Consider the following 12,011-nt stretch of genomic DNA (forward strand, 5'->3'; position numbering starts at 1 on the left):
TCTCCGCGCTCCGCGTCAACCGGCCCGACCCGTCACTGCTCGAGCTCGCCGAGCAGGCTCTCCAGCCTGCCGATCAGGCCGCGCTGGTCCGCCGGGGCCACGGTGGTCCACAACTCACCGGAGGGGGAGACGCCGCGCAGCTGGGTGTAGCGCCCCCGCTCCGCGTCGAAGAAGCCGACCACCTGCTCCGCCCTCCGCCGACCGGAGCGCGGCCGCTGCACGGCGACGCCGAACTGCCCCTGGGAACGTGCTCCCTCGAGCATCCGGGCCAGCGTCTCCGCGTCCTCGTCCCGCAGTCCCCGCGAGCGCAGCGACTCACGCAGCCGCAGGAGGTCGTCGGCGGCCTCGGCGGCCGCCGCGTCCAACGTCTCGCTGGGCAGCGTGACCGAACGTCCAGCCCCCGCGGGCACCGCGGGCAGCACGGCGGAGACGGCTTCCCGCACCAGCCCGGTCGGAGCCGCGGGGCGCAGCGAAACCGCTTCGTCCCTCTTGGTCACCACGACCGCCTCGTCCGATTCGGAGCGTCCGCTCCCGGCCGCGAGCACCCGGACGCTGCGCCCGAACCAGCAACGCCCGTCGACCTCGTGGCGCGGTGCCACCAGCATCCGCAGCATCCGCTCCAGCCGTTCGTGCAACCCTCCGGGACCGCACAGCCCGCGCTCCTCCAGACCGCGCCACACCAGCTCGACCAGCTCACGACGCTCGGCGTGCGTCCTGCCCGGCGAGGGGACCTTGAGCACGAGCGGGAGGCGCTCCATCCCGAGGTGTTCCCGCAGCACGTCCAACTCCGAAAAGGACAGTTCGACGGGGTCGGCCCGCACGTTCCCGCCCGCTGCCTCCACCGCGTCGATCAACCGGAGTCACCACCGATCACCGGACGCGCGTAGGTGCGCTGCTCGTCGAACGGCCCGGCCTCACCCGCCGTTTCCGTCACTTCGACGACCGGTTCGCCGTCCTCCTCGTCACCGGCGCGCCCGCTCGACACCCGGCCGCCTGCGTGCCCGCCACGCGCGTGGGCGGGGTCCCCGCGCGTCGCACCGGAGGAGTGGGTCCCCGGGTCCCGGCCGGGCCCCGGGGAGCGGCTCCCACCCGCTCCGGTGGGGCTTCCCGGCGCGGAAGCCGTTCCCCCGGACGGGAGAGCTCCCCAGGAGATGGTCACGTCCCGCATCGACGTTCCCGCCGGACCCGGCTGCCGGGGAACGTCCACCACCAGCTGCGGCGGTTGCTCGAAGGAGGCCAGGGAGGTCGCGTTGGCCTCGGAGGAGGCCTGGTAGGTCCGCATCACGTCGAAGGCCCGCTGCTCGGCGGCGTCCTGCTGACGTTCCTGCTGCTCGTAATCGGTCTGCCCACCGAACAGATGGACCAGCGCGGAAGTGAGCCCGCTGGGCTCCTCCGCGCGCACCTCGACGGGTGGGGGCATCTCCGCACGGGCCTTGGCCACGCACTCGGCCTGCTGCTCCGAACAGCTCCGCATCCGCTCCGCGGCTTCCCGCGCCCGTCCCGCCCACTCGCCGAGCGGGGAGAGCGCTGCCCGCGCGCTCTCGGACGCACGCCCTTCCCAGCCCTCGGCCGCCGCGCGCAGCGCCGCGGTCATGCCGCTGTCTATGTCCTCCAGAGCCCGTCCGAGTTCGCTCCACCGGCGAGCTGGGGGATCGGAGGCCTCCGGCCCGGGGCCCTGGTGCAGCATCTCGAACAACTCGGCGTGGGTGTAGCCCTGCCAACGGTGATCACTCATAAGAGGGTTCCCGGATCGGCTTGCCTGGTGGGTCTGGTGGGGTGACCCCCAGCCGGGGGCTCGCGCGAACCGCACGCGCCCCGAGCGGCGCCGCGCAGGCGCGGCTCGGAATCAACACCCCGTCCGCATGCGCGTCACGTTGGCGTCCTCGTCGTCCCGGTAACGGGCCTCGGCGTCCCGCAACGCGTCGGACGCGGCCTGGAGTCTGTCGCGATAGCCGTACAACGCCGTGAGCGCGGCCCGATCACCACCGACCGAGTGCTCGTTGAACTTCTCCGCCGTACCGGTGCTGACGGGGTCGCCGGCCCAGGGACGTATGCGGAGTTCGGTGATCGCGTGCTCGATCTGCTTTCCCACGCGGTCCAATGAGGATTGCAGGGCCTCGACGAGGTCCGGGATCGCTGAGGACTCGACGCGCACGGATCCGCTCAACGAAGCCGCTTCGGTGGACGAGAGCGAACCGGCCGCGTCTTCCCGCTGGGAACTCTCCGGCAAGATTTCCCTCCAGTCCCGATAGAGCTCTTCCGGTCGAGCTGTCGGCCGTGTTCGGGGGCGTCGCCTCGGTGCGGGCAGCACAGGAAACGCCCACTCCGCCCCTGCACCGCAACGAGAGGTGTCGCCACGCGACCACCCCACGAACATCGGACAGCCGTGTTCGAGCAGCTGCCGCAACACTCTAATAACTCGACGGAGGTGTGAGGAGTCCTCCGATCGCGGGCCATTGCGAGCACTTGGAGTAATCGACAATCGGCCAACGCGCTCCGGGCCGCTTTGGCGAGCTCCGACCCGCGGACCGGAAGCCCCGCGGCGCCTCGGACGGATCCGGTGCTCAGCCGGGCTCGTCCGTGGCGGTTCCGGACTTCTCCTGCAGGCTGCGCACCGCTTCCGCGGCCACCCGGCGCGCTCCCGCGCACAACTGGTCGAGCGACGCGGGGGACTGCGCGCCGTCGTCGCGGTACAGCACGCTCAGGTGCTGCCCCCCGGCGACGTCGACAGCCACGTTGCAGGCCAACCGCAGCCCGGGAGTGCGGATCACCAGGGCGGGGAACCCCTCCACCTTCACCGGTGTCGCCTTCACCTGGGCGGTGTCGCTGGTCCAGACGTTGACGCCCTCCTCCGTGATCAGGGCTATCCGCGCCCCCACCTTCGCCCTGCTGTTGCGGTAGCTGCAGGTCCCCGCGTCGTCGAACCCCTCCTCGACCCCGGGAAGCGGATCCCGGTCGAAACCGAGTGCGGCGCGTTGCCGCTCGGTGAGCACACCGCACGGATCCACTCCCCGCAACGGCAGATCGAACGGCCGCGGTGGCAAGGAGGACGAGCTCGCCTCCGGAAGCGGCACCGGTTCGGGCGGAACCGGGCCGCTGTCCGTCGCGTTGCGGGTCGGCAGAACGGCGCACCCGCTGAGCAGGAGCAGCAAACTGAGCAATCCCGGTAGCAAGTGCCGGGCAGCGGTTATTCGGCCGCGCATGCCGTACACCGTAGTCAACCGTGTACACAGCGCACGAAAACCGCCTCACTTCCGCGTGGCGAACCAGGCGAACCAGAAGCCGAACATCGGCAGCACGATCCAGACCTGCTTGGTGACCACGAGCAGAGCGACCAGGGCCACCACGACCGAGATCCCGACCACGCTCGCCCGCACCCGACGCGGAACCCGTTCCCCGGTACCCCGGGAGCCCACCTCGACCGGGGCGGCCAGCACCTCCGGGTGCGGCTCGGGCAGGTCGGAGAACAACGCGGCGACGTCCGCCCGGTAGAGCGCGGCCGTGGCCCGTCGACAGCGCTCGTCGAACTCGTCGATCTCCAGCCGCCCGGCCGAGAAGTGCTCGCCGAGCAGGGCGACCGCCCGGTCACGGTCCCGGTCACCGATGCGGATCCTGCTGCCCTGCCCGGCCACGAAAGCTAGTCCTTGATCTCGCAGAGGGTCGTTTCCTGGCTTATGGAATCACCCGGCTGCGCCTTCAACCCGGTGACGGTCCCGCTCTTGTGGGCGGTAACCGGATTCTCCATCTTCATGGCCTCCAACACCAGGATTTTCTCCCCGGCTTCGACCTGCTGGCCGTCCTCCACCGCGACGGTGACCACCGTGCCCTGCATCGGAGCCGTGACGGCGTCACCCGACGGGGCGGCACCACCGCCCGTGGCGCGCCGCTTGCGCGGCTTCGGGGAACCACCCGAGCTGTCCGGACCACCCGCGGAAACGGCGAACGAGGCGGGCAGGGAGACCTCCAGGCGCCTGCCGCCGACCTCCACGGTGAAGCGCTGCCGCTGCTCCTCCTCCGCGGGGGCGGCCCCGCCGGTGTGCGGTTCGATGTTGTTGTCGAACTCGGTCTCGATCCAGCGCGTGTGCACGGTGAAGCCGTCGGCACCGGTGAAAGCCGGGTCGCGCAGCACCACCCTGTGGAACGGCAGCACCGTGGCGATGCCCTCCACGGTCATCTCGTCGAGGGCGCGGCGGGAGCGCTGCAGGGCCTCGGAGCGGTCGGCACCGGTCACGATGACCTTGGCCAGCAGCGAGTCGAACTGACCACCGATGACGCTGTCGGTCTCCACACCCGCGTCGACGCGGACACCGGGGCCCTCCGGGGGAACGAAACGGGTGACGGCGCCCGGTGTGGGCAGGAAGTTGCGCCCCGCGTCCTCACCGTTGATGCGGAACTCGATCGAGTGACCGCGCGGCTCCGGATCGGAGGTGATCTCCAGCGGCTTGCCCTCCGCGATGAGGAACTGCTGACGCACCAGGTCGATGCCTGCGGTCTCCTCCGAGACCGGGTGCTCGACCTGCAACCGCGTGTTGACCTCGAGGAAGGAGATCGTCCCGTCCGAACCGACCAGGAACTCCACCGTGCCGGCACCGTGATATCCGGCCTCGGAGCAGATCGCCCTGGCCGCCTCGTGGATCCGGGCGCGCTGCTCGTCGGACAGGAACGGCGCGGGGGCCTCCTCGACCAGCTTCTGGTGCCGCCGCTGCAGCGAGCAGTCCCTGGTCCCGACCACGATCACGGTGCCGTGCTGGTCGGCCAGCACCTGGGCCTCCACGTGGCGCGGCCGGTCCAGATAGCGCTCCACGAAGCACTCGCCCCGCCCGAAGGCTCCCTCGGCCTCCCGGACGGCCGAGTCGTACAGCTCCGGGATCTCCTCCATGGTGCGGGCGACCTTCAGACCACGGCCACCACCGCCGAACGCGGCCTTGACCGCCACGGGCAGCCCGTGCTCCTTCGCGAACTCCACGACCTCGTCCGAGCCGGACACCGGGTCCTGCGTGCCGGGAACCAGCGGAGCTCCCGCCTTGGTGGCGATATGCCTGGCGGTGACCTTGTCCCCGAGCTCGCGGATGGCTCGCGGCGTGGGGCCGATCCACACCAGCCCCGCGTCGAGCACGGCCTGCGCGAAGTCGGCGTTCTCGGACAGGAAGCCGTAACCGGGATGCACCGCGTCCGCTCCGCTGCGCCGGGCCGCCTCGATCACCTTGCCGATGTCGAGGTAGCTGTCCGCCGCCGTGGTTCCCCCCAGCGCGAACGCCTCGTCGGCCAGGCGGACGAACGGGGCCTGCGCGTCCGGTTCGGCGTACACCGCCACGCTCGCGATCCCCGCATCGGCGCACGCCCGCACCACGCGAACCGCGATCTCCCCACGATTCGCTATCAGTACCTTGCGCAACTGGTTCTGCGTGGTCGAGTCCTGCTCGGGCACCCCGTACCTCCTGTCACGACAGCGTGGACCGGTAGAGAGTCTAGGAGCTCGCGAGTGCACCCGGGCAGGTGGTCGTCGTGAATCCCTCTCGACTTCCCCGGTCGAACCGCTGCTGGAACTTCGTCGTATCGGTTCGCGTGGACGGCGGGGCTCCCGGCGTGGCTTCGCGGGAGCCCCGCCGTCCACCGGCGCGGTCGGCTCCGCCCGCGGCACGCTCTCGCGTGACCGGGGCGGTCGTGCCGCTGCTGGTTCTCCGGCGGCCCCGGGATCAGGCCTTCGCCAGGGCGGGCTCCTCCTCCGAGGCGTCCCGGCGCTCCTCCGGCTGGTCCGCCTCCTCGTCACCGTTGATCAGCAGCGGCGAGCTGGGAGCCTTCAGCACCTCGTCGTCCAGTATCCCCTCGCCGCGGGCGACCACCGTGGGCACCGCGATCTGCCCGGCCACGTTGGTCATCGTGCGCATCATGTCCATGATCGGGTCGACCGCGTACGCGACAGCGATGCCGGTGGCGATCATGGCCGGAGGGAAGTCCAGCGCACCCACGGTGAGGGTCAGCATGGTGAACCAGCCGGTGACCCCTGCCGTGGCGATCGCGCCGAACACCGCCACCGCCACGATCGTCAGGTACTGGGCGATCCCCATCTCGAAGCCGAACAGGTTGGCGATGAAGATCGAACCGACAGCCGGGTAGACGGCCGCGCAGCCGTCCATCTTCGTCGTGGTCGCGAGCGGGACGGCGAAGCTCGCGTAGGAGCGATCCACGCCGAGGTTGACCGCGGCCTGACGGCTCAGCGGCAGGCTGGCTCCCGAGGAGCGGGAGACGAAGGCGAACTGCAGCACCGTCCAGGCCTTGCCGAAGAACTTCACCGGGCTAACCCTGGCCACGAACCACAGCAGCAGCGGGTAGACCCCGAACAGCACCAGGGCGCACCCCAGGTAGGTGGCTCCGGTGAGCTTGAGCAGCGGAGCGAAGAACTCGTTGCCGTAGGTCGCCACCGCGTTGCCGATCAGCCCGAGCGTGCCGAGCGGGGCGAGGCGGATGATCCACCCCAGCACCCGCTGGATGATCTCGAAGACCGCCTGGTTGAACTCGACGAAGGGCTTGGCCTTGTCCCCCAGGCTGTAGGCGGCAGCACCGACCAGCAGGGAGACGAACACGACCTGCAGCGTCTCGCCCTCGGCGAAGGCGCCGACCAGGTGCTCGGGCACCAGCCCCTGGATGAGGTCCAGCCACGTTCCCGAGCTCATCTCGTTCACGTCGTTCACGCGCTGCTGGTCCGGGCTGATATCGACCCCCTGACCCGGCCGCAGCACCCCGGCCACCCCGATGCCGATCAGCACGGAGATCAGCGAGGTGATCGCGAACCACATGGCGGTCTTGCCGCCGAGCCTGGCCGCGGCGCGCCCGCCGCCCATGGAGCGCAGGCTGGTGATGCCGAGCACTATGGCGGTGAAGATCAGCGGCAGCACCGTGAAGGTGAGCAGCTTGGTGAACGTGGATCCGATGGTGTCCAACGTCGTGACCAGCCATCCCGCGCCGGTGGAGTCGGCCAGCCACCCCAGGAGGGCACCGAGCAGCAACGAGGCGAGGACCGCCACTGCGAACACTTTCGGGTTAAAACGTAAGAGGGACGGGCGTCGGCGTGGTGATTCGGCCTGTGTCTCGGACACTGTTGTCTCCCGGAAAACACGGTTTCGTCGGGGCACGCTGGCACGCGCCCCGATTTGCGGGGAATGCGAGTACGCGGATTCGGTCCGGGTGACGGGAGTCCGCTGGATCCTGCGCCGGAAGCAGCACGCCTCCGGTCGGCGGACTCTACCTGTCCCGGTAATTCACCGGCGACAAATACAGCTGGCCTGCCGTCGCAGGTCGACGTGCAGGCGTTGCGTGAGGTACCGGGCGGTGCCCCGGTCACTTCGGGCTGTCATCGCGCTGAGCATCAACAGATCCGCGGGGATCTTTGTTCCGAACCCGAGAAACATGTGAACAGCTTCACTTCTCGTGGTTATCCCCGCGAATCCGTCCGCGGGGGCGAGCTCCCTCGACGGGCAAGCGGCACAGCTCCGTCCGCGCGGCCTCCGCCGGGAACGACCCAGCACCGACCGCGGCCGGTTCGACCGAAAGTAGCTGCACCGCCGCCGTCCCCTGCTCAGCCGGAGGGGAGCGGCCATCCCGCCCCGACACGGCGACCAACACCGGACCACGCCACCCGCAGCACACCCGGCCGACCCCATGACCCCGCCCGCGAAACCGCGCATCCCCGACCACCGGGGAAACGACACCGACTACCCGGCCACCCGCGCAGAGCTCCGTCACGGGGCACGCCCCGCTAGCTCGCGTGCTCCCACATCGAAACCACCCCGACCCCAACCTGGGCCAGCAGGTCGCGGGTGAGCGGGAGGCTAATCCCGATCACGCTGGAGGGATCGCCGTCCACTCCGGTAACGAACCAGCCCCCGAGGCCGTCCAACGTGAACCCGCCGGCCACCCGCAGCGGCTCGCCGGTGGCGATGTAGCTGTCCAGCTCCTGATCGGAGGGCTCGCCGAAGCGCACGGTCGTGGAGAGGTGATCACTGCTGCGGGCGACGACGCCGCCGTTGCTCACCCGCAGCACCGCGTGCCCGGTGAGCAGCTCCCCGGTTCCGCCCGCCATCCACGACCAGCGGCGCGCGGCCTCCTCCGGGGTGGGGGGCTTGCCGACCAGCTGGTGTCCGTCGGGCCCGCCGGTCCACAGCATCGAGTCGCAGCCGACGACCACGGCCTCCGCGAACTCGGCGGCCACCTGCTCGACGACGGCCTCGGCCTTGGCCGTGGCCAGCGCGGTGACCAGCTCGTCCGGAGCCGGGTCCGTCAGCGAGGTCCGCACGGCGTCCTCATCCACCCCGGAAACCCGGACCACCGGTTCGATCCCGGCTGCGCGCAGCACGGACTGACGGGCGGGGGACGCGGAAGCGAGCACGAAACGCACGTCCACGACTGTAGCGGTGAGCGAAGTTACTCGGATCGGGTGAGTGGGTGGGAGCACCTCCCCGCGGCTGCATACTGGCGGTGTGCGACTGTTCATCCGGCCCGTCGAGGGGGACGCCGCTGCCACCGACGTGCTGCGCGCCCTCGACCGACGGGCACGCCGCCACGGGCTCGCCTCCCCCGCCGCGCTGACCGGGGACTGGTTCGGCGGCGGGGCCGTGCTGGCTCCGTCCGTGCGGGTCGAGCGCCGCGCCTCCGAGGCGGCTTTCGAACAGCTCGACGACCACCCAGCAGTGAGCACGGACCCCGCAGCGCCGGACGGGGCCGTCGGCGGCGGCTGGTTCGGCTACCTGGGGTACGGCCTGACCGACCCGGCGGACGCGGAGCGCCTGCCACGTCGACGGCTGCCCGCCACCGCCTGGGGCTGGGCCGACCACGTGCTCCGCCTGGACTCCGCTGGGCAGTGGTGGTTCGAGGCCCTGGCCCGGCAGGAACCCCGCGAGCTCGGCGCGGAGCTGGCCGAGCTGGTGCGCAGCGCCGCCGCGGAGCCGCCCGGGTCCGCCCCGGCCGCCGGTCCGATCGACGCTCCGGACGCGGCGCTGCACCGCAAGGCGGTGCGGCGCTGCGTGGAGGAGATAGCCGCGGGCGAGATCTTCCAGGCCAACGTGTGCAGCCGCTTCAGCCTCCCCTTCGAGGGCAGTCCACTGGAGCTGTTCGCCGCGGGAAGTTCCCGCTTCCGCCCCGCGCGGGCCGCCTACCTCTCCGGGGACTGGGGGGTCGTGGCCTCGCTGTCCCCCGAGTTGTTCCTGGCGCGCCACGGCGATGTGGTCCACAGCAGCCCCATCAAGGGGACCACCCCTCGGCGTGGGCCGCAGGACGACCACAACGCGCAGGTGCTGCGCGAGTCGCTCAAGGACATCGCGGAGAACGTGATGATCGTCGATATGGCCCGCAACGACCTGGGGCGGGTGGCCGACACCGGCGGTGTGACCACCCCCCGGCTCCTGCGGGTGCAGCCCCACCCCGGAGTCTGGCACCTCGTCTCGGAGGTCCGCGCGGAGCTGCCCGTCGGCACCTCGAACGCCGAGCTGCTGGCGGCGACGTTCCCTCCCGCCTCGGTCACCGGAGCTCCGAAGGCGCGGGCGCTGGAGATCATCGCCGCGCTGGAGGCCGAGCCCCGCGAGGTCTACTGCGGAGCCGTGGGAATGTCCTCCCCCGTCGCCGGAACAGAGCTCAACGTGGCCATCCGCACCGTGGAGTACGCGGCGGGGCGGGTCGCCTTCGGGGTGGGCGGGGGCATCACGGCCGACTCCGAGGCGGAGTCCGAGTGGCAGGAGTGCCTGACCAAGGCCGCTCCGCTGCTGTCCCTGCTCGGGCGGGCGAGCTGATCGAGGACCCCGCCGGGAAGGGTGCTGCGGAACTTCGCGGATCGACACCGGCCGCGCCCCGCGGGGTCACTCGGGCACCCGGCCGGACTCCGGCGCGTCCCGGACCGCGAGCACCTGGCCGATGAACAGGTCGTAGACGAGCGCGCCGAGCACACCCCCGATCAGCGGGCCCACTATCGGGATCCAGAAGTACCACGAGAACCACTCGTAGCTTCCGGGCAGCGCGATGTCCCCCCAGCCGGCAAGGTAGGTCCACAGCCGGGGCCCGAAGTCGCGCGCCGGGTTGATCGCGTAACCCGCGTTCGGGCCGAAGGTCAGCCCGACCACGGTGACGACCATCCCGATCAGGAAGGGCGCGAGGTTCACTCCGGGAGCCATGTTGCGCTTGTCGAGCAGGGCGCAGATCAGCCCCACCAGAATCGCCGTTCCGACCACCTGGTCCAGCAGCGGCCCCCACCAGCCCCCTCCGAAGTACTCGGCGGGGAAGGTGGCGAAGATCGAGAACGTGTCCAGCGACTCCGCCCGGGTGATCCCCTCCGAGGCGTTGTAGGCGTCGATGGCGGGGGCGTAGACCGCGTGGACGAGCGCGGCCGCGAGGAAGGCCCCGACCACCTGGGCGAACCAGTACGGCACCACCTTGTGCAGGGGGAAGGCCCTGCGCACCGCGAAGGCCAGGGTCACGGCGGGGTTGATGTGGGCGCCGCTGGCCCCTCCGGCCGTGTAGACGCCGAACACGACGCCGAACCCCCACCCCCAGATGATGATCAGCCAGTTGGCCGCGCCGAACTCCGCCGTCTGCCGCCCGGACTCGGGAAGCGCGGCCAGGGCGACTGCCACGGATCCGCATCCGAGCAGAATCAGCACGAAGGTCCCGAGCACTTCCGCGAGGAGCTCTCCGCCCAGTCCCCTGCGGTAGCGCCAGTGGGCACGTCCGGGTGCCGCGCCTTCGGGCATCGCCCCTCCTCGCCCCGACATCGTGCGCGATCCGCTCCGCCGCCGCTCGGCCGCTCCACGGCGCCGCGCGCGGAAAGTCACTGGTTCCGGACAAAGAGTAACCGACGACGCCGGGTGTCGCCGGGGAGGCGACACGCCCGCGCAGGCGGGCCGAAGCGGCCGGGCCCGGCCGGACGGGTGGGGTGCGCGCGGGCTCGCCGAACCGCGTCGTTCGAGGCCGTCCACGTGGCGCAGGCGCTCGTGCTCCCCTCCCGGAACCCGGCCTTCCTCCACCGGCGCTGATTCGCGGGAGAACCGTGGGTGTCGGCCATCTTCGCGCTTCCCGGGGTCTCGACGAGGCGCACACCCCTCCGGCGATCCAGCAGCCCGTCCTCGACGGCGCGGGCCACGAACATCCCGGCGAAGCACTCGGCCTGCAGCTCCTTCCTGCGGGTCACCCGCAGGGATGCCGGGGAGGACTCCGCCGACTCGTCGGCGCGCTCCGCGGAGGCCCGCAGAATCCCGGAGAGGCGCTGCACGTGGTGCCCGTACTCGTGCGCCAGCAGCACCAGGTGGGATTCCTCGTTCACGCCGAGATCGGACAGCACCCACTGCCGGGGCATGTGGATGGTGCCCTCGCAGTGGAAGACCGTCGGCCGGACCTCCTCTTACTCTGTTGCGCACTCGCCGGCCCGGGAGCCCAAACTGATCTCGGGGATCCCGTGCTCCATGCCCGCGTCGTCGAGCACTCCTCGCACCGTAACCACGAAGCAACCGGATCACGAGGTGTTCCCTCCGGGACGCTGCTCGGGAGGCAGGCTGCACGCCGGGGTCTCGCCGGGAAACCGGTGCCTGTTCCGGGCGACCGCGCGGTAGACCGCCTCCGCGCAGGAGCGCACTCCGGGGGCCGCGAGAAACCCGCCCACGAATCGCCAGGGACCCGCGCAGTTCCGCAGCAGCGCGGCCACGGCCGCCGCCCCGCCGTGCACCCGGCCACCCGCGCGTTCCACGAACAGCACCTCGCGCCGCGCCCGCTGCTCGGAAGCACCGAGGCGGGCCAGGTCCGCCTCCTGCCAGGGCACCACGCGCACGCGGACGGGCAGACGTTCGGCCAGGCGGACGCTGCGGGTGCAGAACCCGCAATCACCGTCGTAGACGAGCACGCAGGATTCGCTCATGGGTTCACTGTGCACGCGGAGCTTCCGGTCGCACAGCTCGCCCGGTCGGCTCGGCGCGTGCCCGGAGCTCTCCGGAGGAGCGGGCGGCCGGGGGTGCGTTCCCGACGTTCACCGCCCG

General features: G+C 71.3%; 13 protein-coding genes. 1 reads left to right on the forward strand and 12 read right to left on the reverse strand.

From position 1 onward, the window contains the following. Window positions 1-32: 32 nt before the first annotated feature. From G9Q41_RS18615 to G9Q41_RS18650, 9 genes are all read right to left on the reverse strand, one after another. Complete coding sequence (locus G9Q41_RS18615; RefSeq protein ID WP_092524043.1) at window positions 33-854, reverse strand: ESX secretion-associated protein EspG; 822 nt, start codon at window positions 852-854, stop codon at window positions 33-35. Then, the gene (locus G9Q41_RS18620) at window positions 851-1,735 is read right to left on the reverse strand and encodes a PPE domain-containing protein (RefSeq protein ID WP_165633621.1); all 885 of its coding nucleotides are present in this window, start codon (window positions 1,733-1,735) and stop codon (window positions 851-853) included. Before G9Q41_RS18620 ends, G9Q41_RS18615 begins: the two co-directional genes overlap by 4 nt. A gap of 111 nt (window positions 1,736-1,846) precedes the next feature. Continuing rightward, on the reverse strand, window positions 1,847-2,230 hold the full coding sequence (locus G9Q41_RS18625; protein ID WP_092524046.1) for a hypothetical protein: 384 nt from the start codon (window positions 2,228-2,230) through the stop codon (window positions 1,847-1,849). Window positions 2,231-2,564: 334 nt separating this feature from the next. Continuing rightward, the gene (locus G9Q41_RS18630) at window positions 2,565-3,203 is read right to left on the reverse strand and encodes a DUF3558 domain-containing protein (protein ID WP_092527469.1); all 639 of its coding nucleotides are present in this window, start codon (window positions 3,201-3,203) and stop codon (window positions 2,565-2,567) included. 45 nt (window positions 3,204-3,248) lie between these two features. Further along, a complete protein-coding gene (locus tag G9Q41_RS18635; RefSeq protein ID WP_165633620.1) occupies window positions 3,249-3,632 on the reverse strand; it encodes a DUF1707 domain-containing protein in 384 nt (127 codons plus the stop codon). 5 nt (window positions 3,633-3,637) lie between these two features. Beyond that, the gene (locus G9Q41_RS18640) at window positions 3,638-5,428 is read right to left on the reverse strand and encodes an acetyl/propionyl/methylcrotonyl-CoA carboxylase subunit alpha (protein WP_165633619.1); all 1,791 of its coding nucleotides are present in this window, start codon (window positions 5,426-5,428) and stop codon (window positions 3,638-3,640) included. A gap of 268 nt (window positions 5,429-5,696) precedes the next feature. Further along, window positions 5,697-7,097, reverse strand: a complete 1,401-nt coding sequence (locus G9Q41_RS18645) for a dicarboxylate/amino acid:cation symporter (protein WP_165633618.1) — start codon at window positions 7,095-7,097, stop codon at window positions 5,697-5,699. 162 nt (window positions 7,098-7,259) lie between these two features. Then, window positions 7,260-7,355 carry a putative leader peptide gene (locus G9Q41_RS22775; protein WP_347567604.1) on the reverse strand — a complete coding sequence of 32 codons (96 nt, stop codon included), beginning with the start codon at window positions 7,353-7,355 and terminating at the stop codon, window positions 7,260-7,262. Window positions 7,356-7,756: 401 nt separating this feature from the next. After that, complete coding sequence (locus G9Q41_RS18650) at window positions 7,757-8,395, reverse strand: Maf-like protein (protein ID WP_165633617.1); 639 nt, start codon at window positions 8,393-8,395, stop codon at window positions 7,757-7,759. An 82-nt stretch (window positions 8,396-8,477) separates the two neighbouring features. Between G9Q41_RS18650 and G9Q41_RS18655 the strand changes: the two genes are divergently transcribed. Then, the gene (locus G9Q41_RS18655) at window positions 8,478-9,782 is read left to right on the forward strand and encodes an aminodeoxychorismate synthase component I (RefSeq protein ID WP_165633616.1); all 1,305 of its coding nucleotides are present in this window, start codon (window positions 8,478-8,480) and stop codon (window positions 9,780-9,782) included. A gap of 66 nt (window positions 9,783-9,848) precedes the next feature. Here the strand turns inward: G9Q41_RS18655 and G9Q41_RS18660 are convergent, their stop codons facing one another. The 3 genes from G9Q41_RS18660 to G9Q41_RS18670 all read right to left on the reverse strand — a co-directional run bounded on the left by G9Q41_RS18660 (window position 9,849) and on the right by G9Q41_RS18670 (window position 11,893). Then, window positions 9,849-10,736, reverse strand: a complete 888-nt coding sequence (locus tag G9Q41_RS18660) for an MIP/aquaporin family protein (protein WP_165633615.1) — start codon at window positions 10,734-10,736, stop codon at window positions 9,849-9,851. A gap of 77 nt (window positions 10,737-10,813) precedes the next feature. Then, on the reverse strand, window positions 10,814-11,338 hold the full coding sequence (locus G9Q41_RS18665) for a neutral zinc metallopeptidase (protein WP_165638175.1): 525 nt from the start codon (window positions 11,336-11,338) through the stop codon (window positions 10,814-10,816). Window positions 11,339-11,494: 156 nt separating this feature from the next. Then, window positions 11,495-11,893: a DUF393 domain-containing protein gene (locus tag G9Q41_RS18670; protein WP_092524060.1), complete on the reverse strand. Its 399-nt coding sequence runs from the start codon at window positions 11,891-11,893 to the stop codon at window positions 11,495-11,497. Between the last annotated feature and the right edge of the window lie 118 nt (window positions 11,894-12,011).

Origin of the sequence: Actinopolyspora sp. BKK2 (assembly GCF_011291845.1) — a bacterium.
In the GTDB taxonomy this organism is placed as follows: domain Bacteria; phylum Actinomycetota; class Actinomycetes; order Mycobacteriales; family Pseudonocardiaceae; genus Actinopolyspora; species Actinopolyspora saharensis.

What these genes read in the sequence shown, in the direction of transcription:
- G9Q41_RS18620 (WP_165633621.1), bottom strand. Translation starts at nt 1,735, where the DNA reads ATGAGTGATCACCGTTGGCAGGGCTACACCCACGCCGAGTTGTTCGAG.
- G9Q41_RS18630 (WP_092527469.1), bottom strand. Translation starts at nt 3,203, where the DNA reads ATGCGCGGCCGAATAACCGCTGCCCGGCACTTGCTACCGGGATTGCTC.
- G9Q41_RS22775 (WP_347567604.1), bottom strand. Translation starts at nt 7,355, where the DNA reads ATGACAGCCCGAAGTGACCGGGGCACCGCCCGGTACCTCACGCAACGC.
- G9Q41_RS18660 (WP_165633615.1), bottom strand. Translation starts at nt 10,736, where the DNA reads ATGCCCGAAGGCGCGGCACCCGGACGTGCCCACTGGCGCTACCGCAGG.
- G9Q41_RS18665 (WP_165638175.1), bottom strand. Translation starts at nt 11,338, where the DNA reads ATGCCCCGGCAGTGGGTGCTGTCCGATCTCGGCGTGAACGAGGAATCC.
- G9Q41_RS18670 (WP_092524060.1), bottom strand. Translation starts at nt 11,893, where the DNA reads ATGAGCGAATCCTGCGTGCTCGTCTACGACGGTGATTGCGGGTTCTGC.